The organism is Peribacillus frigoritolerans (assembly GCF_030676415.1).
Lineage (GTDB): Bacteria > Bacillota > Bacilli > Bacillales > DSM-1321 > Peribacillus > Peribacillus frigoritolerans_A.
This window is the reverse complement of sequence record NZ_JAUUTW010000022.1, coordinates 57,528-82,293: the sequence shown is the minus strand read 5'-3', so window position 1 is coordinate 82,293 and position 24,766 is coordinate 57,528. Positions and strand designations below refer to the sequence as shown.

The following is a 24,766-nucleotide window of genomic DNA, read 5'->3' as shown; positions in this document are numbered from 1 at the left end:
TGAAATGAGTAAAACTGTATGAATATCTTAACCATCAATCCTCATTCCGAATCTTTTTAAAAGCATAATAAAAAGACCTGCGAAAACATCGAACAGCTAATTTGCCACAAATAGCGTGCAAAAAATCTCCCGAAATAGGCGGTCTTATGACCTCCTTCGCTTTAGCCGACGAAGTTAGCTGACGGGTAGGATGGCGAAAGAGCTGATCTCATCCCTTCTGCAAGGCAGAATTAACCCCAAATGATTGGGTCCTCCGTACTCAATTTCCTTGAGTTTAGGCCGAAATATATTAAATTGATAAACGTATTCTACTCCCATCATTTAGCAGTTGTAAACCCCTAAATCGCAAAAAAATATTTCTTTAACAAAACTGAAAATTTACGTTTCATTTACATTTTAAAAACGTATTGACAAATATTAGTTAGCACATTATGATAGGTTCGATTAATCCAATTAGATAATCAGTTTCGATATACTTTATTCAATACTTTCAAGCAGAACATGCTATTGCCAATCAAAATTTGTAATATATATATATTATGTTTCTTTTGTAAATGATAAAGAAAAAAGCAGTACATTCGTATTTAAAGATTCAATACATTTTATTAAAAAGGCGGGCAATTATGGAGAAGACGTTCAATAGATATGTTATTAATGCTACAGGCAAGGGTGGCCAGACATATTTAACACAATGCCAGGATAAAGATGCACTAAGGAAATGGATAGCCGATCATGAAGATCAAATCATCATGGATGAGTTAAGGATAACGGATAAGAAAAAGAATCCGTTTTTAAAATTGTTTTCCCTAAGGTAAATCAACTGAATCCAACATTCATTAGCGGTATTCAATTATGTAATCCCTGTGTTCTATCCAGGAACGCTGAGCGAAAAATCCATATCTTGTTTTGCTTTGAAACTCATTTATTTTGAATGAGTTTTTTCTATCGTTTACAATATTAACCAATAATGTTAAAATTTAGTAATGGTGAATATAGACGTAAAGAGGAGAAAAGTAAATGAAATGACCACTTTCCAGTGAGCCTCGAAAGCAGCAGAGGATAGGAAGGGGATATGACACATAGGATGACAACGCAAATTGATCTCGCCTCAGGACGCAATGCTTGGGGACGGGGTTTTTTTATTGTTCGGTCAAAGGAGGAGAAGCGATGACATTCAGAAATACGTTAGTATCCTGGAAATATCCTTCCATTCTATTGTGCGGGATTGGTATCTCCAACTTCGGTTCTTGGGTTTATTTCATTGCACTTAATTTAATCGTTCTGGATATGACTGATTCAGCCTTGGCGGTAGCTGGACTTTATATCGTTAAACCGATGGCTGCCATATTTACGAATGTGTGGGCAGGCAGTGTGATCGACCGGATAAATAAGCGGAATCTAATGGTGGAACTTGACCTATTTCGAACGGTATTCATAGCCTTGCTGCCATTGACTTCTTCTATTTGGGTCATCTATTCCCTTGTCTTCGTGATCAATATGGCAGGGGCCATGTTCGTAACAACATCAAGGTCGTATATTACAAAATTAATACCCGTTGAACAGAGGAAACGATTTAACTCATTGCGGAGCTTAATGGATTCTGGAGCTTTTTTGATTGGACCAGCGCTAGCAGGTATCCTTTTCTTAATCGGTACGCCCGTTTTAGCGATTTATATTAACGCGGCTGCCTTCCTATTATCCGGCATCATCACTCTATTCATGCCTAATCTTGAAAAGGAAAGTTCCCTTGAACAATCCAGTCATAACCTGTCTTGGAACATCATGAAAAAGGATTGGGGCATCGTCCTGGACTTCAGTCGGAAATCTTCCTATATCATGCTCATTTATTTCTTATTCAGCTGTATGGTGGTGATGGAAACGGCCATTGATTCCCAAGAAGCGGCGTTTGCCAAGGCCGTGCTCCTTTTGTCGGACAGCGATTACGGATTTCTTGTAAGCATCGCCGGGGCAGGCATCATTGGGGGTGCCATAGTCAATGCCATATTCATCAATAAAGTGCAAATCTCGTACATGATGGGTCTTGGATCTTTATTTGTCTCGATAGGTTATATGATCTATGCCTTTTCGAATTCCTTTTCACTGGCCGCCATCGGTTTTTTCATCATTGCCTTTTCTCTGGCGTTTGCCAACACAGGCTTTCAAACCTTTTATCAAAATAATATTCCCGTGGAAATCATGGGCAGGGTCGGAAGTATTTTTGGCTTGTTAGAAGCTTTATTGATCATCATGTCTACCGCAATTGTTGGTGTTTCAGCTCATTTCATTTCGATTCGGTTCGTGGTGATTTCAGGTTCCATGATCATGTTCGCCTTTTCAATTTTATTGTCGATGCTTAGTATGAAGAAATCGAAGAGCAGTTTTTTTTCCGTTGGTAATGTAGAGGTAGAAGCGGAGGAAAAGATGTAATCCGATTTAAGGCATGTTGGTGGAACATGCCTTTTATAAATCGTCATTGTATGAATGTGCGCAATTGGCTGATGAAGTTCAAGATTTGAAAATGGATTTTCGCCATTTCTTCCGTCGTTTGCTCTTCACAATTCTCCAGCCACTCCTGTATCACCCCTAAAATCGCAGATGTCAGGAAGGCGTGCATATACATGCGGAATGCTTCATCTTTAGCTGCTGGATGTTGGCTGATCAAACGCTCCAACAGTACTTCACCGAATACGCGCTTTATTTTTTTTGCAAAAGAAGGAGCGCCCTGATCACCAAGAATAGCCCTCAAAGTGTGAGCATGTTCACTGATGAATTGAAAAATCGCTACGAAAGGCGGGTAAAGTTGTTGTTGATGAAGAGCCAAAAAAGCCTCTTTCGGCAAAATGGCAGTAATCCGAGTTTGAAGTTCATTTAACAATTCCTGCTGTAAGTGATCCATCAATTCATATTTATCTGTGTAATGCAAATAGAATGTGCCCCGATTAATGTTGGCGCGCTCTGCAATTTTCTTCACTGATACATGTGAGAACCCCTCTGCTTCAACGAGTGCAATAAAATGATGTTGTATCTGCATTTTCGTCTTTTGTACCATATCCTCATGAATCGATGCCATGGAATGTCTCCTTCACTAAACATTTTTCCAAATGTGTTGATTGTATTAGACCAAATGCAACCTTAGAATGATGATACACTCAACACCGTGTTAATTAAAGAGGGAGGATGTGTGTACAATGAAAAATGCGATTTCCATTGAAGGAATTGCTAAGGGTTTTCATCAGAAGAAGGTCATTCAACCATTGAGCCTGAATATTGAAAAAAGTGGAATTTTTGGCCTGTTAGGTCCATCCGGATGCGGAAAGACGACCTTGATTAAAATGATTGTCGGATTGATTAAGCCCGATGCGGGTAAAGTCACGGTTCTGGATCATGATGTACCAAATGAAGCACTGTTAACGGAAGTCGGCTATATGGCACAGTCCGATGCTTTATATACAGAACTGACGGGAGCTGAAAACCTTGAATTTTTTGCGAAGCTATACCGTTTTTCAAAAAAGGAACGAAGAGAACGCATTCAATATGCAGCTAAAATCGTACAGTTGACGAATGATTTGAACGTTCGGGTTGCTCATTTTTCTGGGGGAATGAAACGGCGTCTGTCACTGGCGGTTGCCCTCATCCAAAATCCGGAGATTCTCATTTTGGATGAACCGACAGTAGGAATAGACCCTTTGCTGAAACAATCGATTTGGCAGGAACTTGAGCGTTTAAAAAATGAAGATCATAAGACGATCATCATCACGACGCATGTGATGGATGAAGCGGAACGATGCGATAAACTGGCGATGCTGCGTGAAGGTGAAATCATCGCGGCAGGAACCCCGGCAGCTTTAAAAGAACAATTTGCCGTGGAAACGCTAGATGATGTTTTTTTAAGGATTGGAGGTGGCCTAAATTGAGAATTGCCTCTCTTGTTACTCGTATTACACAGCAGATGCGCCGGGACCGAAGGACGCTCGCTTTATTTTTCCTGGCTCCATTGCTCATTTTAACGCTCATGTATTTTATTTTCGATACAGAAGCAAGTGATTTGAAAATCGTTGTAACAGGCAGTGATGACACTCTCGTTAAAGCATTGAAACAAGCAAATTTTCAAGTAACGGCTGCTGAGAAATTTTCACAGAAAAAAATGATGGAAAATGATACGGATGGCTGGCTGCATGTTGAAAATGGCAAAATGAAACTCACACTATTGAACGACGAACCGACCCGTGCAAAAGCCGTTCAAATGCAAATGATGCATGGCTTGCAAGGAAATGAAAAAAACACTCCTTCAATTGAGGAGCAATATGTTTACGGAGATGCCAACACAAAGGGTTTTGATACTTTCAGTCCGATGCTCGTCAGCTTTTTCGTTTTCTTCTTTGTATTTTTAATAGCGGGGATCGCACTTTTGAAAGAGCGTACAAGTGGTACGTTGGAACGGCTGCTTGCCACTCCGATTAAAAGATACGAAATCGTAGCGGGCTATGTGATCGGATATGGCTTATTTGCTCTGGTTCAAACCATAATTGTCGTACTATATGCTGTCAATGTATTGGATATCGTCCTTGTTGGCTCCATTTGGCTCGTTTTACTGACGAATATACTGGTCGCGCTCGTTGCATTATCACTTGGTACATTACTATCGAGTTTCGCGACATCTGAATTCCAATTGGTACAATTCATTCCGCTGGTCATCGTGCCGCAAGTCTTCTTTACAGGGATTTTCCCATTAGATGGCATGTCAGACTGGCTGCAAAAAATCGGCAAGATCATGCCTCTCTATTACGCATCGGATGCCATGAATGGCATTATGTACAAAGGTTTCACGTTCAATGAGGTCTTACTGGATCTGCTCATTCTCCTGGCCTTTGCCATCGTTTTTATCACCATCAATATCATTAGCTTTAAAAAATACCGTGCTCTATAAAATGAACTTATCATTAAACAAAAAAGGCAGGATTCCTGGAACATGAGGAACCGGCTTTTTTGTTTTACCGGAAGTAGGCCGAATTTTGGTTGAAGGTCGAATTATTCTTCGCATGGCCGAATTTGGACGCGCTTTTCCTGCAGGAGTCTCGTACTTTCCGTTCCAATCAACTTTGTTTAAAAAATTTAGATAGAACCCCTTTTGTCTACAAAATGGGTTCGGAACGGTCTCATCCTGAACCATGATTTTAAAACAAGACTAGATTATCCTTTATTCCTAAACGATTCTGACCCTATGGGTGCATAAAGAAGAAGCTGCCTTAAAGACAGCTTTGATCTTCAGCTGTTCCATATTAAAAAATTATTCATTGATTTCTTCTATTTTAATTTTAAGTAAAAATATAATACTATCATCCTTTATCATTTTCTTCACTTCATTTTCGTCTTGTAAATTATATGTCCTTATAGAGTTTCCTTTGGATTCTCTATATGCACCTAATAAATACGTTTCTCCTAATTTTAATTCTAATTTTTCTTCCCCTATGGCATAATCCCATCCACTAAACACACCAACAGAATGTATTTTGTCTATTTTTTGTGGGGTTGCAGTTACATTGGGGGCATAAAGAAAACCTAAACGGAAATCATTAGTATTTATTATTCCAAGTCCTAAATTTCCTTCCTCCACTTTGTTAGGGCTTTTCCCATAAGATAGTTCAGCTAATGGTTGAGGTTCTTGTTTTCCATCTTTGTAACTTTCTATCCAAACATTTACCCAAGTTTTATCTGCTTTGTTTAATTTAAAATCAAAGTCATACATTTCCCCTAAATTTAATTTTTTAAAAGTATTCGTATGTTCAGAATCGGAATTGACTGAAATGGTAGCTATGCTGTCTTTAGAATTAGTGCAACCAGAAATTATCATCAAGGACAAAATTAATAGTAAGCTAAAAATGAAATAGTTTTTTCTCAAAAGATTTCCCCCAGTTTTTTTATTAAATCTACATTAATTTTACCAAATTAAACCAGTCGATTATACCCCCTTTGTTCCATAAAAAGCTGCCATAAAGAAAGCACGAATCTTCAGCTAAGGCACCCTTTAATACAATAATGTGTAGTTTACTATTGTGATTTTTTAGTAGTAGAAACACTTTTAAAACTAACCTGGCCAGGTTAGTTCAATTAACAGCATCCTTTAACAAAGCCAAAATAAAAAAACTGCAGGCAAACTCGCTTGTCTTCGAATTTGACTACAGTCTGAAAGAAACAGAGGTTTCTTTACAATCGTTATAAAATAAACTATTGTAAAGAAAACCTATCATTCAGTCTAAATTATTGTTCTAAATCATTATGGATAGAGGAAGGTATATGGAAATATGGTTGTAAAGTATAGAATGGTCGTAGAACAAATGGAGAAAGAAATATTAGATGGAAAATATACATTAAATACTAAGTTACCTACTGAAGAAGAGTTGATGAAGAAGTTCGATGTCAGCAGGAACACCATTAGAAAAGCAATCAACATATTGGTTGAGCAGGGGTATATCTATCAAGTTCAAGGAAGCGGCATATTCCTTAGGGAATTTTCCAGACCGGGCTGCATTTCGATGAGGGATATGGGTGGCTTAACCAAAGTGTTTCCAAATGATGAAATGAAAAGTAAAGTGTTGAAGTTAGAATTAATAGAAGCCGATGAAAAATTGGCCAAACAAATGAAATGCCAGGTAAAAACCAAAATCTATAACCTAAAACGGGTTAGATACTTAAATGGTCAACCCATTGTAATAGAAGAGTCCTTTTTCAATAAAGACATCATTCCCATCATAAATAAAGAAATCGCAAATGGTTCCATTTATGAATATATAGTCGAGGATTTGAAGTTGAATATCGGTTTTGCGGATAAAATCATTTCGTGTGAGAAACTAAACGACGATGATGCCAAGCTTTTGGACTTGCAGCCAGGTGATCCGACTTTAATCGTTGAAAGTACGGTCTTTTTAAAAGCGGGAGCCGTTTTTGATTTATCAATCGAGAAGTATAATTATACTTCTGCCAAACTGTTAACATTGACTTAAAAGGGCAGGGAATTCTTTAGATGACTGGATTTTAAGCTAACTGAAACAAGTATAAATAATATACAAAGAGCGGCTGCATTTAGTTAGCAATCGCTCTTTTTTAAATTTCTCGTTCTATAATGATTTGCAGCTGTGGAAATAGGGGAGCTCAAAATGCTTCACCTTTTGCAATAGGTCTAAGAAGATTCCAAAATAAATTAAGCATGAAAGTCAGGAAGATAAAAGTTTGAGGTTGCTCCCTGGTATTTCGCATAGTTTGCTGTGCCTACCTCTGCAATTTCCCCATCAATGACCACCAGCTTCGCATGTAACATCTCTTTGTCGTACTGATAGATATGGATCCAGCTTCTACACGGTCACCGTTATAGGTACGGTTTTGGCAATGACCCTGTCTTTGGGGGATTTGCTTATTTGCTTACCTCTTGTTCCTCTACCGTAATTACTCCCTTGTTTTTCTCAATAAAGAATCCGGGCTCACAATGGGGAACAAAATTTATAAACAATAAGATAGAAAAAACTAAGGATTCTGGAATGTTGAACTCAAAAAAACATATTAGGGCTATCTAGGGAATAAAATGAAGGGAATATTTTGAAGGAAAGTGGGGCAGTGCATGTGAAAATCCATTTGGTGAATAGGGGGGATTCTTTGTGGGGAATTTCCCAGCAATATGGTGTCAGCACCAACCGAATTGTTCGGATCAATGGCCTTGAAAATCCAGATAAGATAGTGATTGGCCTAGCACTTTTGATTCCTGAACCTTATCTTCAGTACAGGGTTCAGCAAGGGGATACTCTAGATAAAATCGCAAATCAGTTTGGAACTACGGTACAGGAAATCATGCAATCGAATCGCATCACAAATCCTTCTACTATCTACCCAGGGCAGAGGCTAACCATTCCGGTCATTTATCATTCCGTAAGGGAACGAGATACCCTTTATGATATAGCAAGACGTTATGGAACGACAGTTCAGGCCATTATGCAGATGAATAGGATTATAGATCCGTCCAATATCCATATCGGACGGATAATAAGGATTCCCCAGAAACCAAAACCCATCATTGAAGTAAATGGTTTTACAAACGTTTACGGGCAAGCCGGTGCGGAGCAAGTACGTGAAGTAGCCTACGATCTGACCTACGTAAGTCCATTTGGTTATAGAATGAGGCAAGATGGCAGCTTAGAAGTCATAGATGACATCCCGACGATACGGGCGGCACAGTCGACTGGCGTCATACCCATGATGTGCATAACGAATTTTTCCGCGACGGAAGCTGGAACTCAGCTTGCCCATACGATCCTTTCTGATTTAAATTTAGTGGAAACATTATTAACCAACGTCATAAAAACGATGAAAAATAAAGGGTACCGTGGATTGAATATCGATTTTGAAAGTGTAGCACCAGAGGACCGTGATTTCTATAATCGCTTTCTCCAAAGAGCAGTGGATCGGTTGCATCCTGAAGGCTACTTTGTGTCATCCTCCCTTGCCCCAAAAACTAGCGCCAATCAAAAGGGACCATTAGTTGAGGCACATGATTATCCAGTTCACGGACGGCTGCTCGACTTCGTGGTGCTGATGACATATGAATGGGGTTACCGAAAGGGGCCGCCGCAGGCAATCTCTCCCATTAATGAAATAAAACGTGTCCTTGACTATGCCGTAACGGTGATACCAACAAATAAAATCTTCATAGGATTTCAAATTTATGCACGGGACTGGCTTATTCCACATGAAGAGGGGCAGGAAGCAGAGACTTTCGACATGCAGGAAGCCATCAGACGCGCCGTCCAATATAATGTAGAAATAAAGTATGACGAGACAGCCCAATCACCTTATTATAGGTACAAAGATGATCAGGGACGCACACATGAAGTTTGGTTTGAGGACGCACGCAGTGCTAAAGCTAAATTCGACCTGGTGAAGAGTTACAGGTCAAGGGGTCTCAGTTATTGGGTACTTGGTTATCCTTTTCCCCAGAATTGGGAACTGCTTGGGGATACATTTATTGTACGGAAACTGTAGGGTGTTTGTTTACAGTAAGGTGGATCACGCATAATTAATATAGTGATGGGCAGCTTTTTTTATAAAGCTGTCTATTTTAGTGAAAACACTTTAGGTTTCGAAATGCACTACAAGAATTACCGGATTTTTATAACAACGTTAACAATCGCTTGGAATCCAAGTCCATAAAGGGGCTTAATCGAGGACGACATATTGAAACAGAAAAATATAGAATTCGAAAAGACCGCTATATGGTTCTCTTTTTCATTTTATGAGATAAAGAGAACTCCTTAAAAACAGGTATGGGTAATTACCATAAAGGAAATGTGTTCTTCATTGTGGTTGCCGATTCGGGGCGTCATTGTAACGAGTCAATCGGATAGCAGTGAATATGATTTCGTTTCCCGTTTCTTTTCCCCTGCCCAAGGCCTTGACGAAGATCATGTAACGGGCTCGGCCCATTGCTGTCTGGGACCATAGTGAAAAAGTAAGCTGGACAAAAGTATCACCATAGCCTATCAGGCATCGGAAAGAGGGGGACTACTGAAGGTTGAAGTAACGGAAGACACAGTTAAACTTTCCGGACATGCAGTCACAATATTCGAAGGGAACTTAACCATCTAGATAATAAAGGAGGTTCGGAATGGTTTCATCCCAAACCATGATTTTAAAACAAGATTAGAATATCCTTCATGTTTTTTTACTATAACCCTCAATGGATGGAAGAAATTTGCGACACTCCTGCCGAATAACTGGCTAGCCGAGACCCCACAGACGCTTGAGTCGAGGAGGCTTGGCAGCCAGTCGGCGGAAAGGGAGCGGATTGCTGAAATCAGCTGTAACTTTCATAAAAAAACTATAGGCAAACGCTAATCGACTGAAAAGTTTATTTTAAAAAATGCAGGCAATCTCGCTTTTCTTTGAGTTTGTTTACAGTCTGAGAGCGAGTTAAATCTCTCTCTTATTTGTTTTTAATTAACCTAGGTATAAAGACCAAGGGTGATTGAAAGGGGTTTGGTTCTATTTTACTATTAAATCATTTTGTTGATATATCATCAGTCTGCTATTAGGTATTTAGAGGTGATTATAATGAAAATATTCTGTTAATATTCGATGTTGTATTGTAAATTTGTTTTAAAATTGGATTATTTTGTTGTAATATAGGAGATACACATATCTTTAGAGGAAAAAAGTAGGGTGGATTTGTGTATGGGTAAGTAAATTTGTCGGGATTAAATTTTTGGAAAAGCGTGTCATTTCTATGGATAAGTTAGCAGAATGTTATGCCAGTATAGAACTTATGGGGGGATTACGATAATGGGGAAAAAGAAAATCGTAAAAATTGCATCAGCTGCCATAATGGCTGCGACAACGATCGTAGCAGTAGCGCCGGCACCATCGGATGCTGCCACTAGCCTTAATAGTAAAATCAAAACGGCCAAGGCCGCCATCAAAAAACCATTCGATACCTATTTCTACACTTCTAAACTCGCTTCAGTGACCACGGTTGAAAAACAAATCAAGTCTGCAAAACAAGCAAAAAAAGACATCAACTCTACCATTAAAAAATCAATGTTAAGCAAAAAAGAAAAGGATGCCAAATACAAAGAAATCGAAGCTTATGATAAGTACATCACTCGTTCGGAAGGTTATGTAAAAGGATATAAAGCGGCTGAGAAAGCAAAAGCTGCACATGGCAAATCGATTGGCAACCTTACGAATTCAATACTTGCCAAGAAATCCATTGATATCAGGAATCAATACGAGGCACTGGATAAAGCCGTGAAAAAGGCCGATAAAGATATTAAAGATACGGTTTACGGTGCGAAAATCGAAAAGCTTTTATACGATAAATTCACTAAATCGACCAAAACAGCTTTGAACGGTGACCTGAAGGTTCCGTACTACTATGAAAAAGCCGCTTACTGGGTGAAGGAGGGTGATTTAAAGACCGCGGACAAGCGGATGCAAACCGTTTCTTCGCAGTTAAAAAAGGTCAGCAAAACATCCAAACTCGGAAAAGCCATACACGCTTATGTTAAAGAAGTGAAAGGTAAGTATGATGAAGCGGAATATGCAGAAAAGAAAAAAGAAGCGGCAAAACGGGTCAATGCCTATGTAGCCCTTGCCAATGGGGAACTTAAAACGAAAGAACAGATAAAAGCGGCTAAAAAGGCGAGAGCCGACATCCATTTAAATGGGATCAAGGAGTCGGACCGAAAGGAATTCGAAGCGAAAATAGCATTGGCGGATAAGAAAGTAGCAGCTGCTAAAGAAGCTTTGAAAAATCCAGCGAAGGCAATCACGCTTTCCTTGATGCATACAAATGACACGCATGCCCACTTGGACAATGTGGCCAAAAGGGTGACAGCTGTTAAGGAAGTGCGTAAGAGTAAACCGCAAGCTCTTTTGGTGGATGCTGGTGACGTATTCTCGGGAACCCTCTATTTTAATGAATTCAAAGGGCAAGCGGATCTTCGCTTCATGAATTTGATGAAATATGATGTCATGACATTCGGGAATCATGAGTTTGACTTGGGATCGAGCGCCGAAGGGCATCAAGCTTTGGCTGACTTCGTTGAAGGGGCACAGTTCCCATTTGTCAGTTCGAATGTGGACTTCTCCAAAGATGATAAATTTAAGGGACTTTTCTCGGACTTGATTTCAAGTAAGCCAGAGCAAGGGAAGATATACAATGGAATCGTAAAACAAGTGGATGGCCAGAAGGTAGGTTTCTTCGGGCTTACGACTGAAGAAACGAAAGATATTTCAAGCCCTGGAAGTATAGTATTTGAAAACTATCTTGAAGAAGCCGAAAAAGCGGTCAAGGCGTTCAAAGGCATGGGTGTTAATAAGATAGTTGCCGTATCCCATATTGGTTACGATGATAATGCGGTTTATGACAATGATTTAACATTAGCTGCCAAGGTCAAAGGCATCGACGTGATTGTGGGCGGACATAGCCATACGCAGTTAAACGCCCCCGTTGTTATTGATAAGGATGATAAGGGGAAAACGAAAGATCCGACAGTCATCGTTCAAGGGTATCAGTATAGCGACTTTTTAGGAACGATCGATGTGGAATTCGATAAGAAAGGCAAGATTGTCGGACAAGCCGGTCAGCTGATTAAGCTTTCTGAAAAACAGGATGATCCTGAAGCGGCAAAAGTGCTCGAAACATACTCCTCGAAGATTAAGGAGCTGAAGGAAACGAAGACTGGGGCAACAGCTGTAAAGGCCTTGGAAACCCCTCGTGATTCAGGTGATGAAACGAAACCGAGTGTTCGTAAAAATGAAACCGAACTGGGTAATCTAATTACGGACGGAATGCTTAGTAAAGCGAAGGAATTCAATAAGGATGCGGTCATTGCTTTCCAAAATGGCGGGGGCATCCGCGCTGGCATCGATCAAGGTGAGATCACTTTAGGGGAAATCCTAACCGTTTTACCATTTGGGAATACGTTAGCGACGATGAAGCTGACGGGTGCAGAAATCAATGAAGCATTAGAGCATAGTGTAAGCCTCGCTCCTAAGGAAAATGGCGGCTTCCTGCATGTTTCCGGAATGAAATTCAGCTACGACAGTTCGAAGGAAGCAGGCAATCGTGTCACAAAGGTTGAAGTCCTTGGACAAGATGGAACATATTCCGAATTGGATGCATCGAAGGAATATGTCGTGGCGACCAATGCTTTTACAGCCAAGGGCGGAGATGGATTCACCGTATTCAAAAAGGCTTATGAAGAAGGAAGAGTGACGGATATCGGACTCGCTGATTGGGAGAATCTACGGGATTATGTTAGCGGGCTGAAAACTGTCGATCCGAGCATCGAAGGACGCATCAAGGATGTGGCCGGAAACTCTACAGACCCGACCGAGGTATTGGCTAAGGACTTTGGCGGAACGGCTGATGCCCCAAAAACCCATGAAGGTAATGTAGTTGTGGACATTACGGATATTGCTTCATTGGAAAATGCAGAGGTTAAAGGGAATCTTACATTAACAGGAACTCCTCCGGATAACTTTACTTTTTCACAGGTTACAGTCGAGGGTAATTTGGATTTATCGGGACTTAACGGTAAGACCGTGAACCTGAGCGGTGTCATGGTGAAAGGCGAAACCATTCTTTAAGCGGTATTCAAATGATTCCTGAGCCTGCGAAAAAAAGTTGGAGGGGTTGAGATCTTGAAGAAGAACGGGATAAGCAAGCTTTTCTTTGCCATACTGATCGTGCTGTCAACGGTTTTGCCAAATGCAGCCGCTGCAAAAGCGGAAGGGACAATATCGGTAATCGAAGCGATTAATAATAACAGTGGAACGGCGACGGTGAAGGGATACATTGTCGGTACAGCTAAAAGCGGTACAAGCTATCAACAAACATCGCCTTTTACTGAAGGTACGAATATAGGTATTGCGGATAGTCCGGATGAAACGGATGTTAAGAAAATCATGACTGTTCAGCTTCCAGCCGGAAATATCCGAACGGCTTTGAATTTGGTTGAACATCCGGAATTACTCAAAGCGCAGGTGACAATTACGGGGAAGCTGGAAAAGTACTTTTCAGTACCCGGTCTGAAATCCGCAACGGATTACACGATCATCACTGATGGGGGAACAACTCCTGAACAGCCTGATGTGAAGGTTCTGGACTCCATTGCCGAGGCACGCACGAATACGGAAGATGTAGTTCAGGTCGATGGGGTGGTCACCACGGGGCTTGGTTATTGGGGAGGAAAAGGCTTTTATATCCAAGATGAAACGGCTGGGCTATATGTTTATGGTTCTTCGTGGCCTGCGGATGTAAAGCAAGGGGATATGGTTACTTTAATCGGACAAGTATCCGCTTATAATAAGGAATTACAAATCCAACCAACCTCCCTTAAAGTGGTTTCTTCTGGGAATGAGCTTCCTGAAATCCAAAAAATTGATGCATCTGGCGTCAATGAGGAAACACAAGGTGAGCTGGTAACCATTGAAAAAGCGACCATTACAGAATTGGCGGCATCGGGAACATACGGAACATTCGAATTCAAGGCGGATGATACTGAAGGGAAATCTGTTATCGTTCGCCATGATAACCGGACCGGTTCGAGTTATGAGGATTTCCTGAATAGCTTTAAAGTAGGGGATGTCATTTCCGTAACCGGAATCGGATCGAGGTTCAATGACACGTATCAGTTGAAGCCGCGTGGTATTGAAGATTATGAACTGGTGAACAAACCAGCCGTATACACGGATATTTTCCCTGGTACGGTTAGTGAAAATACAAAAGTATCACTTGAATCTGGTTGGGAAGAAACGAAAATCCATTATACGCTGGATGGATCCACACCGACGTCTTCAAGTGCTTTGTACACAGAACCTATCATTTTAACGAAAGATACTGTCATCAAGGCAATCGCTGTCAACGACAAGACATCGGAAGTTTTCACATTTGCCTATACCGTTAACAAAACCAATGAAGTGAAGATTCGTGACATACAGGGGATGAATCATTTTACATCATATGAAAATCAACTCGTCTCAGGTGTGGAAGGTGTCGTCACTTATGTAAAAGATGCGAATAACTTTTACATGCAAGATCTGAATCCGGATAAGGACTTAACGACTTCCGAGGGAATACTTGTGTACAACAAAGCACATGGCCTGAAAGCGGGAGATCATGTCAAAGTGGCAGGTAAAGTCGTGGAGTGGTATATCGAAGGATACGCTGAAATGAAAACGACGGATCTGCCAACAACTGAATTGACTAATACGATTATTGAAAAGCTTGGCACTGCAGCGATGCCAGAACCGATCGTCATCGGAAAAGATGTCATTCCGCCGTCTGAGAACATCGATGATGATAGATTGACAGATTTTAATCCGAGCGAAGACGGCATTGATTTCTACGAAAGTCTGGAAGGAATGCTCGTACAAGTATATAACCCGAAAGTGGTTGCTCCTCAAGACTATGGAGAATTGGTCGTGATTCCAGGGAATATGGAAACGACGACTGCAGTTGGGGGCGTCAAAATAACGGAAACGGATTTCAACCCTGAAAGAATTACCCTGGATATAAATGATGAATCATTTACAGCAAAAACGGGTGATTTCTTTGAAGGCTCGGTTACGGGTGTCATCAGCTACGGATATAGCAACTATAGGGTAGTGACGGATAAAGCTCAGCTGCCTGCGTTAAAGGATGGCGGTACGGCTCGGGAAGTGACATTCTTAGATAAGGATGTTGATAAGCTATCGATCGCTTCCTATAATATCGAGAATTTCTCCACTCAAACCGCTAATTCGAAAGTTGAAACGATCGCAACATCCATCATTACCAATCTTAAACAACCCGATATCATCGGCGTAACGGAAATGCAAGATAATGATGGGGCAACAGATAGCGGGACAACGGATTCTGCTCAAAGTGCCAAGAAGTTAACCGACAAAATAAAAGAGCTGGGCGGACCGCAATATCAATTCATCGATATCGCTCCAGAAGATAAACTTGATGGCGGGGCACCCGGCGGGAATATCCGTGTAGGCTTTTTATATAATGTGGACCGTGTCAAATTGACTGATGGAACAAAAGGAACGGCAACACAGTCCGTGGCCTTTAAAGATGGAAAACTTACCTTGAACCCTGGACGAATCGAGCCTACCGATCCCGCCTTCACTTCAAGCAGGAAGCCTTTAGCCGCTCAATTCGAATTTAAAGGCGAAAGCGTAGTTGTGGTTGCCAATCATTTTAATTCCAAGGGCGGTGACCAGCCATTATTCGGTAAAAACCAGCCTCCTTTCCTTTCAAGTGAAACACAAAGGCTTCAAATTGCCGCGATCGTCAATCGGTTTGTCAGTGATATCAAGTCACAGGATGCCAAAGCGAATATCGTCTTGCTTGGAGACTTTAATGATTTTGAATTTTCGGCTCCGCTTAAAACATTGAAGGGCAAAGATTTAACAAATATGATCGAGAAAGTCCCTTTTGAAAAACGGTATTCTTACACATATCAAGGCAATTCACAAGTACTGGACCATATCCTTGTGTCGAATAATATGGCCGCGGCTACGAAAGTCGATATTGTCCATATTAACTCATCATTCATGGAAGTCCATGGAAGGGCAAGCGATCATGACCCTGTATTGATTTCTACCTCGTTATCTGAATCGGGTGGAGTTGAACCTCCTGCTCCAGAAAAAACGTATCATGTAACAAACGTTAAAACAAAAAGACTTACGGTTGCTTCACCTAGTGTTTTGATCGATCTTGACGAAACATCCAACATCGAAGAAGGTATCTGGTTAAAAGGTTCATATGCTGTACTCAAAGGCCTTGGGCTGAAGAATACTGCTGTGACGATAAAATCGGATAAGGAAGGCGCAATCATTGATTTTGGAGGCATGGCGGTGAAGGAAGTCATCATTGATAACGCCAATGTAAAAGAAATCAGGGGCACTGAAAATGTTCAGAATTGGTCGGTAACAGAAGGGGTCGACACATCGAATATCAAGTTTGTCGATTCGAAGGGGGAAGCAATTGCTTCCCCTTTCGACCCTAAAGAAAATCATGCGCCCGTCATAACGAAAAACCTGGAAAATCTTGAAGTGAAAGCCGGTTCCAAGGTCACCATCGATTTGAGTGAGCACTTCTCAGATCCAGATGGAGATAAGCTGACCTTTTCATCGACTATCGGTACAGTCACCGGCCCGATACTGACCCTTCCTGCAAATGAAGCTGGAACATACCTTGTTGCAGTCAAGGCTGAGGACCAGATATCGGAAGCGGTTGCCCGTTTCACGTTGACCGTAACAAATGATATGCCGCTTGAAGCTTATTATGAAACGGCGGCAGGAAAAACGGGAACGGAATTGAAATCGGTTCTGCACTCGATAATTAAGGGTCATACAATGTTATCTTATGATCAAGTGTGGAATGCCCTTAAAGAAACGGATGAAGACCCGATGAACAAACAGAATGTCATCTTGCTTTACTCAGGAAAATCCATCTCGAAGAACGCGAATGGGGGCAATATCGGACAATGGAACCGTGAACATGTTTGGGCAAAGTCCCACGGTGATTTTGGAACAAGCAAAGGTCCCGGGACAGACCTTCATCACCTCCGTCCCGCTGATGTAACAGTTAATGGTAAACGGGGCCACCTTGATTTTGACGAGGGCGGTCAAACATATAGTGGATGTGAATGTAAGTTTGATTCAGATTCATGGGAGCCGCCAGACCATGTTAAAGGCGATATAGCAAGGATGTTATTTTACATGGCTGTCCGATATGAAGGAAACGGCGAGTTGGATCTTGAATTATCCGATACAGTCAACACGTATCCGAAGCCGCTTCATGGAAAGCTATCGACACTTTTGAAATGGAATGATCTCGATCCAGTCGACGATTTCGAGAGCCATCGCAATGATGTCATTTATGACTGGCAAAATAACCGCAATCCATTCATCGACCATCCTGAATGGGCATCCGAAATTTGGGGTGCCGCTAAATCCACCGATGAGAAAAAGGCGAGTTAAATCGGAGATAGAAGGGGAAGGCAGCCTAATGGCTGCTTTTTTTCATTTTAATTGTTGTAGGTATTATTAATAATTATTGTAATATACTGAAAAATCGGATATTTATCTCAGTTTGAAAATAAAAATTTTAGTAGGTATGCAGTGTGTTATATGTTAATATGGGATATACAATGAAAGGGTTTACATTACCAGGGTAAATAAAGATATTTTAATATAATATAAGAGTTATTCTGTTTCTCATTTTTCGTAAGAATTCCTTAATTGATTGACCAGAACTTGACACAGCCAACTTTGAAATGGAAACAAAGGACCGATGGTGATTGTTATTAAATCGGAAGCCTGTAATGAATTAGTAGTTCGCTTAACATATTAAGTCATGAAGAATGCTAACTAATCACTAAGAGGAGAGATTTTAATGGAAATTTTAAAAGGAACGGCCTTATTATTATTGGTACTTGGTTTATTTTCATTATTCAGTTTTAAAGCCCCAAAAGGGATGAAGGCAATGGGGGCCCTTGCTAATGCAGCGGTTGCCGCTTTTCTAGTGGAAGCATTTCAGCGGTATGTCGGAGGGGACTTATTTAAAATTGAATTCCTTGGAGAAGTAGGGGATGCAGCCGGTAGCATGGGAGGCGTTGCAGCGGCTTCACTTGTTGCATTAGCACTAGGGGTGTCTCCTGTTTATGCTCTTTTACTTGGTGTTTCATGTGCTGGTTTAGGCTTGCTGCCTGGATTTTTCGCAGGCTATCTTGTTGCTTTTCTTGTGAAAGTGATCGAGAAAAAAGTCCCTGCTGGATTGGACTTGATTGTCACCATCCTCATTGCAGCACCGCTCGTTCGGTTTATTGGTGAGCAATTAACGCCATTGGTCAATGCAACGCTTCTGAATATCGGTGGAATCATTAAGGAAACGGCAAACAGTAATCCAATCTTAATGGGAATCATCCTTGGAGGAGTCATCACGGTCGTCGCCACTGCACCATTAAGCTCGATGGCATTGACAGCAATGCTTGGATTGACGGGACTTCCTATGGCAATCGGGGCCCTTGCTGTATTCGGATCCTCTTTCATGAATTTTGTTTTGTTCGATCGCTTGAAATTTGGAGACAGAAGTACTACAATAGCGGTTGCGATTGAACCATTGACACAAGCGGATATCATATCTGCAAATCCCATTCCGGTGTATTCCACCAATTTCATTGGCGGAGCGGCTGCTGGCGTGGTCGTGGCCATGTTTGGTTTAGTGAATAATGCAACCGGTACGGCAACACCGATCGCAGGGTTGGCAGTTATGTATGGTTTCAATGATCCAGTAAAAGTGACGATCACTGCTGGGATATGTGCAGTTGTGGGAGCGACGGTAGGTTTCCTTGGTTCGATCGTATTCAAGAATTATAAGATCAGGACCGTTTCAGAAATAAGGATGAAAGAAGAACAAAAAGCGGCATAATGAATACGGTTAAACAAAACTTTTGCCAGAAAAGGGGCATTACACGATGAAATACAGATCTGCATTCGATATAATCGGTCCTGTCATGATTGGACCTTCAAGCTCACATACAGCAGGAGCTGCCAGAATTGGCAGAGTAGCAAGGACATTATTCGGAAAGCAACCGAAGAAAGCGATTATTTCTTTATATGGTTCTTTTGCAAAAACATACAGGGGACACGGTACGGATGTTGCTGTCGTAGGCGGGATATTGGATTTCGATACGGATGATGAACGAATCCCTGCTTCTTTAACGATAGCGGAAGAAGCCGGTATGGAAGTTTCCTTTACAATCGAGGATACTGTGATGGATCATCCTAATACAGTCAAAATCAGACTGTTCGACGAAGATAAAGAATTAGAACTTGTTGGGATCTCGATTGGCGGCGGAACGATAGAAATAACGGAGCTGAATACGTTCAAGCTTAAATTGTCGGGTGAAAACCCAGCCATTTTAGTCGTGCATAACGATGTGTTTGGAATAATATCTTCCGTTTCGACAGTATTGGCCAATCATGAAATTAACATTGGACATATGGAAGTTTCACGAAAAGAAAAAGGTCAAATGGCCCTCATGGTGATTGAAGTCGATCAGAAAATCAAGGGCGATGTCATGAAGGAAATTGAAGAATTGGAAAACGTGTCGCAAGTCATTAGGATGGTTGAATGATCATCATTAAAAGTGTTGGCATAGATATGGAGGTAAAAACATGTTCCGAAATGTAGCAGAGTTGGTTGAACTTGCTGAAAGTAAAAATGTAAAAATCGCGGAAATCATGATTTTACAAGAAATGGAGTTCTCAAGCCTGTCAAGAGAACAGATCATTGAAAAGATGGACAGGAATTTGACAGTGATGGAACAAGCGGTGGAGAGAGGTCTGAAAGGTGTGCAATCCGTTACAGGCCTAACGGGCGGGGATGCCGTTCTTTTGCAAAATTATATCAAGTCGGGCAAGGCACTAGCAGGTAATTTATTATTGGATGCCGTAAGTAAAGCTGTTGCAACGAACGAAGTGAATGCAGCAATGGGAATGATTTGTGCCACTCCGACTGCCGGTTCTGCGGGCGTTGTTCCCGGTACATTATTTGCCGTGAAAGAAAAATTAAACCCGACCCGGGCGGAGATGATTGAATTTCTTTTCACTTCCGCTGCCTTCGGATTCGTTGTTGCAAACAATGCTTCCATTTCTGGAGCGGCTGGTGGCTGCCAAGCAGAAGTGGGCTCGGCAAGTGGAATGGCCGCAGCTGCGATAGTAGAACTGGCCGGCGGTACGCCAAGCCAAGCTGCAGAAGCAATGGCGATCACATTGAAAAATATGCTTGGATTGGTTTGTGATCCAGTGGCTGGATTGGTTGAAGTTCCTTGCGTGAAACGTAACGCAATGGGTGCATCCAACGCAATAACGGCAGCTGATATGGCACTTGCAGGCATTACGAGCCGCATTCCATGTGACGAAGTTATCGATGCCATGTATAAAATAGGATTGACCATGCCAGTTGCACTTCGTGAAACGGCTGAGGGCGGCCTGGCTGCGACTCCTACTGGGCGTAGATTGGCAAAGGAAATTTTCGGTTCATATAAATAAACATTCAGTCCCATTAACAACAGATTTGTTAATGGGATTTTTAATTTGTCTTAAAAAACAACTCCCATCAACATGCTCAAATAAGATTATCTTTTTGAATGAAAAAAGGAAATTAGAGGAAGATGGAGGGATTTGGCGTTTATGTACACGGTGATAGAAACACTCGTTAAAAAATCTGAATTATCAGTGAATATGGAGCCATAGCAACTTTGTGAGTTATCTCTTTCAATGATAAGATGAGTACGAAATTTACTATGGGAAGGATTTGATTCTTCATTAATTTTCTCGAATTAACGTACACGTCGGCAATGGAAAAAGCGATGTTTCAGGCTCATGGAATCGGCTATGCACTATATGCTCAAAAACTGGAGCAACGTATGATGGTTGAACAAGAACGGGAACAGGATTATTTACAGGGCAGGCGTATATCTGAGGAGATGAGAGCCAATCTTTTTTTGGGGAGTTAATTTCGATCTACGATATCGATGACATACGAAAAAATCAGGAACAAGCGAAAGAGCAATCTAAAGGATTGCTCTTTTTGTTGTCCTGCCCTAAAAGGCAGGTTATTCACTAGTTTTTCCATATAAAAGAAGGAAACAACACTTTTAAATAGAATGTACGTTGATGAAGAGGAGGATGATCTTGGTGGAGAGAAGAGCATTACTGGTATCTGCATTACCGGGATATGAAGAGGAAATTGGGCGGTCGCTATGGTGTTTAGAAGATGTTCGCCGTACGCTTATAACGGAATTGACTGGAATCAGCCAAAATATACTCGATTCAAAAAGAGATGAAAGGCAAACGATTGGCTCGATGTTATATCACATAGCGCTGATAGAGGCAGATTGGTTATACGAGGAGGTCCTTGTTACGGAATGGGATTCGGAAATATCCGCGTTGTTTCCATTAGGATGCCGTGCTGAAGATGGCTCCCTAAGCCACATTGAAGGACAAACATTCGAAGAACATTTCTACCGCCTCAATAAGGTGCGTGAAGTATTTCTTTCAAACTTTCTCACAATGGACCTAACGGATTGGCGTAAACCGAGGGTACTTGAACAATATGACGTCACACCTGAATGGGTCGTTTACCATTTGATTGAACATGAATCACATCATAGAGGTCAGATTTTTCAATTGCTGAAGAAATTACGGAATGAATAAGAAATTATTTTATATCCCTGCTATCAACTTCACATGTCGACAATAAGGGGTTGGGAATGGTACCTTACCGAATCCCTATCACGATTTTACCGAGGGGATTATTACATGACTTTTGCGACACTCCTGCCGAATAACTGCTGGTCAAGAGCCCGCTAGATGCTTGCGGCGAGGAGGCTTGGCAATCTGTCGGCGGAAAGGGAGTGGATTTCTGAAAACAAGCTGGAACATTTATTAAATAAAAACTGCAGGGAAACTTGCTTTTCTTTCATTCTGGAGCTGCCTTTATGGCAGCTTTTTTCATGTTGAGATACTGGACACTTTAGGAATTTAAGGGGGATTATTATAATATATTACAATTTATGGTATATTGGTTAATATCAATACGTTAACACCACGACAATCCAGGAGTTATTGAAGAAGGAGATAGGGAATGAAGAAATATAAAAAACGAATTATTCTAGGAGTGGGTGTGCTTTTATGTACGCTTTCGCTTTTATTTGTCTCCAACCACCTGGACAATCAAAAGATTGAAGAACAGATCCAAGCCTTAATGGATGAAAGCAGTGAGGTTTCCGATCTTTATGAGGTTATAGCGGTCAGTGTCCGTACGGATAACAAAACGATCAAAGTTCAAGTGCCAATGGAGGAAAAAAGGCAGAATGAAATCGCACACTCCATGTCCCTCATTGCCCAAAAACATGGCATGGAGGATTATGAAATTAAGGTCAGTGCTATAAAAGACGGTGAGACCATCGTAAATTGAAACCTACAAGAGAATAATTCGACCTACAGAAAATAAAAAAAGTCCAGGAAATATTCCTGGACCGATTTTATATCCTTTAATCTATTTGGTGATTATGACCGAATTTCGACTTTAAGATGCTGCTGGCATACCCAATGAATCCCCCAACAATAGCGGGGATGATCCACCCTAGTCCTGCCTCGTACATAGGAAGTATTGTAGTGAAGAAATCATTGATGAATGAAATGTGTACACCTGCTCCATTTAATCCATCGAATAAACTGACGATGAATGTTAAAAGTAAGCTGCCTTGATAAACTTCAGGTCTTCCTTTAAATAAAGAATGAAGAAATGTTAAGAAGATCAATACAATGGCTAATGGATAAATGGCAGTCATTACAGGTACAGAAATGGCAATTAACTGGGTTAGTCCAATATTGGCAATGACTGCACTAAATATGGATAAACTTATTGCAATCGTTTTGTAAGGCAGATTTGGAAATAGCTTATGGAAGTACGTCGAGCAAGATGTAATGAGTCCTACGCTCGTCGTTATACAAGCTACTGTGATCATTAATCCCAATAATAGCCCACCATATGATCCAAAATAGTAATCCGAGACTTTTGCTAAGATAATGCCTCCATTATCCAAGCGTCCAAGTTCCTCGACACTTGAAGCACCCATGTAAGAGAGAGCTGTATAAATGGTAGCAAGGATGACGGCCGCAATGGCAGTTGCTTTTCCGCAAACGATCATTATTTGTTTTTTTGTTTTAGCACCTTTTTCTTTAATGGCATTAATGATGATGATCCCAAAAACAAAAGATGCAAGAGTATCCATGGTTAAATACCCTTCTCTGAATCCATTGAAAAATGGTTGAACCATATAGTGTGCTGCCGGTGTTTGGAAATCCCCAATTGGATTAACGAAAGCGACTACAACCAGGATTCCAATGAACGTTAACTTGATGGGTGTTAAAACTTTCCCCACAATTTCGACAATTTTCGCAGGATTGAGCGAAAGAAGGCACGAAACCGTGAAAAAGATGATGGTGAAAATAAGTAAAGGCAGTGGCCCAGAATCTTCAGGCAAAAAAGGCTTTACACCGATCTCATAAGAAACATTTCCTGTTCTAGGCATTGCGAATAATGGACCAATGGCTAAATAAAGAACGGTTGTGAATACAATACCAAAGACAGGATGGACGCGGCTCGCTAATGATTGTAAGTCATCTTTTCCCGAAAAACCAAGTGCTAACACACCAAGTAACGGTAATCCTACTCCTGTAACCAAAAACCCTGCATTAGCTGACCAGATATTCATACCTGCTGATTGACCAAGCATCGGCGGAAAAATTAAATTTCCTGCCCCGAAGAAAAGGGCAAATAACATTAACCCAATCACTACTATAAATGAAGATGGAACCTTGTTAGACAAAATAAACCCTCCGAGAAAACCAAAATTTGCTATTTTAGAAAATTATTAAATTTTCTAAAAATTATATAAGCACTAATACTAAGAACGTATCGTATTATAACTAAATTAAATTGATATTTCAATATATTTTTTGTTTTTTATTATTTCCTCGATGATCAGTGATTCGCCCTTATCTTATTTTGAACATCTATAAGCTGCTCATACTAATGAATTTCATTTTGAACAGAAGAAATTTAAAGGAAATGAGGGTGCTGAAATTAAAAAAATTCTTAGCTTCTTGTTGTTATTCGTTGTGTTTTCAGGTGCATGTAACAAGGAAGTGGTCAAAGAAAACGGTGAAGTGACAGAGAGGAACCCTGTTAACGAGGGAAATGTAGTCAAATTGGAAGAGGCAGAAAAGTTATTTAAAGGTTATTATACTGCACGATATACCATTAAAGATCCAGCCAATCCTCCAACCTTTGATGAAATGGCAGACAATATTAAAGGATATTTATCAGAAGATGAATATAATGCCCAAATTCTTAACCGTTTTTATTCAATGCCTTCACTGGTAGCCAAAGAAATCAATAAAAGCATCGAAGTGCAAAGTGTGAAGCTTGAAGAACAAAGTATAAATGAAGATGGCACAGTAGATTACACATACACAACGGTATTTAAGATTTATGACGAGAATTCATCCGAAATTTATGAGAAAGAAGGTGAGCTCACGATAACCATCATAGATAATGAATTAAAAATCACCCGTGATTGGAGCAGAGGGATAAAAATTGATGGTTTAGACGGCGGACTTTAATTGAATTTGGCTGTCTTTTGGCATGGAA

Annotated in this window: 19 protein-coding genes and 1 riboswitch; of the genes, 15 read left to right on the top strand and 4 right to left on the bottom strand. The window is 40.8% G+C overall.

The window, feature by feature from the left end; all coding sequences use genetic code 11:
• Window positions 1-148 precede the first annotated feature (148 nt).
• Window positions 149-291, bottom strand: a riboswitch (cyclic di-AMP (ydaO/yuaA leader).
• Window positions 292-623: 332 nt separating this feature from the next.
• A complete protein-coding gene (locus Q8G36_RS19415; protein WP_076370632.1) occupies window positions 624-815 on the top strand; it encodes a hypothetical protein in 192 nt (63 codons plus the stop codon).
• Window positions 816-1,167: 352 nt separating this feature from the next.
• The gene (locus Q8G36_RS19410) at window positions 1,168-2,427 is read left to right on the top strand and encodes an MFS transporter (protein WP_305161816.1); all 1,260 of its coding nucleotides are present in this window, start codon (window positions 1,168-1,170) and stop codon (window positions 2,425-2,427) included.
• 43 nt (window positions 2,428-2,470) lie between these two features.
• Here the strand turns inward: Q8G36_RS19410 and Q8G36_RS19405 are convergent, their stop codons facing one another.
• Complete coding sequence (locus Q8G36_RS19405) at window positions 2,471-3,070, bottom strand: TetR/AcrR family transcriptional regulator (protein WP_305161815.1); 600 nt, start codon at window positions 3,068-3,070, stop codon at window positions 2,471-2,473.
• Between the two features lie 118 nt (window positions 3,071-3,188).
• On the opposite strand from Q8G36_RS19405, the gene Q8G36_RS19400 reads away from it, so the two are divergent.
• The gene (locus tag Q8G36_RS19400) at window positions 3,189-3,914 is read left to right on the top strand and encodes an ABC transporter ATP-binding protein (protein WP_305161814.1); all 726 of its coding nucleotides are present in this window, start codon (window positions 3,189-3,191) and stop codon (window positions 3,912-3,914) included.
• Complete coding sequence (locus tag Q8G36_RS19395) at window positions 3,911-4,927, top strand: ABC transporter permease (protein ID WP_305161813.1); 1,017 nt, start codon at window positions 3,911-3,913, stop codon at window positions 4,925-4,927. The genes Q8G36_RS19400 and Q8G36_RS19395 overlap by 4 nt, the downstream gene beginning before the upstream one ends.
• A gap of 360 nt (window positions 4,928-5,287) precedes the next feature.
• On the opposite strand, the gene Q8G36_RS19390 is transcribed toward Q8G36_RS19395, so the two are convergent.
• Window positions 5,288-5,899 carry a hypothetical protein gene (locus Q8G36_RS19390; RefSeq protein ID WP_305161812.1) on the bottom strand — a complete coding sequence of 204 codons (612 nt, stop codon included), beginning with the start codon at window positions 5,897-5,899 and terminating at the stop codon, window positions 5,288-5,290.
• Between the two features lie 403 nt (window positions 5,900-6,302).
• Between Q8G36_RS19390 and Q8G36_RS19385 the strand changes: the two genes are divergently transcribed.
• Entirely contained in the window at window positions 6,303-7,001 is a 699-nt protein-coding gene (locus Q8G36_RS19385) for a GntR family transcriptional regulator (RefSeq protein WP_305161810.1), read from the top strand.
• A 197-nt stretch (window positions 7,002-7,198) separates the two neighbouring features.
• On the opposite strand, the gene Q8G36_RS29370 is transcribed toward Q8G36_RS19385, so the two are convergent.
• A complete protein-coding gene (locus Q8G36_RS29370) occupies window positions 7,199-7,315 on the bottom strand; it encodes a hypothetical protein (RefSeq protein ID WP_305161809.1) in 117 nt (38 codons plus the stop codon).
• 299 nt (window positions 7,316-7,614) lie between these two features.
• On the opposite strand from Q8G36_RS29370, the gene Q8G36_RS19375 reads away from it, so the two are divergent.
• From Q8G36_RS19375 to Q8G36_RS19335, 9 genes are all read left to right on the top strand, one after another.
• The gene (locus Q8G36_RS19375; protein WP_305161836.1) at window positions 7,615-9,027 is read left to right on the top strand and encodes a LysM peptidoglycan-binding domain-containing protein; all 1,413 of its coding nucleotides are present in this window, start codon (window positions 7,615-7,617) and stop codon (window positions 9,025-9,027) included.
• Between the two features lie 315 nt (window positions 9,028-9,342).
• Entirely contained in the window at window positions 9,343-9,486 is a 144-nt protein-coding gene (locus Q8G36_RS19370; protein WP_305161808.1) for a PhzF family phenazine biosynthesis protein, read from the top strand.
• An 837-nt stretch (window positions 9,487-10,323) separates the two neighbouring features.
• On the top strand, window positions 10,324-13,134 hold the full coding sequence (locus tag Q8G36_RS19365) for a bifunctional metallophosphatase/5'-nucleotidase (RefSeq protein ID WP_305161807.1): 2,811 nt from the start codon (window positions 10,324-10,326) through the stop codon (window positions 13,132-13,134).
• A 54-nt stretch (window positions 13,135-13,188) separates the two neighbouring features.
• Window positions 13,189-17,520, top strand: a complete 4,332-nt coding sequence (locus Q8G36_RS19360) for an endonuclease (protein ID WP_305161806.1) — start codon at window positions 13,189-13,191, stop codon at window positions 17,518-17,520.
• 415 nt (window positions 17,521-17,935) lie between these two features.
• Window positions 17,936-18,970, top strand: coding sequence for a PTS sugar transporter subunit IIC (locus Q8G36_RS19355; RefSeq protein WP_207441097.1), 1,035 nt, complete (start codon window positions 17,936-17,938; stop codon window positions 18,968-18,970).
• Window positions 18,971-19,016: 46 nt separating this feature from the next.
• Complete coding sequence (gene sdaAB, locus Q8G36_RS19350; protein WP_305161805.1) at window positions 19,017-19,679, top strand: L-serine ammonia-lyase, iron-sulfur-dependent subunit beta; 663 nt, start codon at window positions 19,017-19,019, stop codon at window positions 19,677-19,679.
• A 40-nt stretch (window positions 19,680-19,719) separates the two neighbouring features.
• Window positions 19,720-20,595, top strand: a complete 876-nt coding sequence (gene sdaAA / locus Q8G36_RS19345; protein ID WP_141992553.1) for an L-serine ammonia-lyase, iron-sulfur-dependent, subunit alpha — start codon at window positions 19,720-19,722, stop codon at window positions 20,593-20,595.
• A 639-nt stretch (window positions 20,596-21,234) separates the two neighbouring features.
• Window positions 21,235-21,762, top strand: a complete 528-nt coding sequence (locus Q8G36_RS19340) for a DinB family protein (protein ID WP_370694096.1) — start codon at window positions 21,235-21,237, stop codon at window positions 21,760-21,762.
• A gap of 430 nt (window positions 21,763-22,192) precedes the next feature.
• Window positions 22,193-22,525, top strand: coding sequence for a hypothetical protein (locus tag Q8G36_RS19335; RefSeq protein ID WP_305161803.1), 333 nt, complete (start codon window positions 22,193-22,195; stop codon window positions 22,523-22,525).
• A 76-nt stretch (window positions 22,526-22,601) separates the two neighbouring features.
• Here the strand turns inward: Q8G36_RS19335 and brnQ are convergent, their stop codons facing one another.
• Window positions 22,602-23,942 (bottom strand): branched-chain amino acid transport system II carrier protein, encoded by a 1,341-nt coding sequence (brnQ, locus tag Q8G36_RS19330; protein ID WP_305161802.1) that lies wholly within the window; start codon window positions 23,940-23,942, stop codon window positions 22,602-22,604.
• Between the two features lie 319 nt (window positions 23,943-24,261).
• Here brnQ and Q8G36_RS19325 point away from each other — a divergent pair, with 319 nt between their 5' ends.
• A complete protein-coding gene (locus tag Q8G36_RS19325) occupies window positions 24,262-24,738 on the top strand; it encodes a hypothetical protein (protein ID WP_305161801.1) in 477 nt (158 codons plus the stop codon).
• Window positions 24,739-24,766: the final 28 nt, after the last annotated feature.

Coding starts and splice junctions, on each gene's coding strand:
- Q8G36_RS19340 (WP_370694096.1), top strand. CDS start 21,235: ATGATCTTGGTGGAGAGAAGAGCATTACTGGTATCTGCATTACCGGGA.
- Q8G36_RS19400 (WP_305161814.1), top strand. CDS start 3,189: ATGAAAAATGCGATTTCCATTGAAGGAATTGCTAAGGGTTTTCATCAG.
- sdaAA (WP_141992553.1), top strand. CDS start 19,720: ATGTTCCGAAATGTAGCAGAGTTGGTTGAACTTGCTGAAAGTAAAAAT.
- Q8G36_RS19415 (WP_076370632.1), top strand. CDS start 624: ATGGAGAAGACGTTCAATAGATATGTTATTAATGCTACAGGCAAGGGT.
- Q8G36_RS19365 (WP_305161807.1), top strand. CDS start 10,324: ATGGGGAAAAAGAAAATCGTAAAAATTGCATCAGCTGCCATAATGGCT.
- Q8G36_RS19405 (WP_305161815.1), bottom strand. CDS start 3,070: ATGGCATCGATTCATGAGGATATGGTACAAAAGACGAAAATGCAGATA.
- Q8G36_RS19355 (WP_207441097.1), top strand. CDS start 17,936: ATGGAAATTTTAAAAGGAACGGCCTTATTATTATTGGTACTTGGTTTA.
- sdaAB (WP_305161805.1), top strand. CDS start 19,017: ATGAAATACAGATCTGCATTCGATATAATCGGTCCTGTCATGATTGGA.
- Q8G36_RS19385 (WP_305161810.1), top strand. CDS start 6,303: ATGGTTGTAAAGTATAGAATGGTCGTAGAACAAATGGAGAAAGAAATA.
- Q8G36_RS19410 (WP_305161816.1), top strand. CDS start 1,168: ATGACATTCAGAAATACGTTAGTATCCTGGAAATATCCTTCCATTCTA.
- Q8G36_RS29370 (WP_305161809.1), bottom strand. CDS start 7,315: ATGTTACATGCGAAGCTGGTGGTCATTGATGGGGAAATTGCAGAGGTA.
- Q8G36_RS19335 (WP_305161803.1), top strand. CDS start 22,193: ATGAAGAAATATAAAAAACGAATTATTCTAGGAGTGGGTGTGCTTTTA.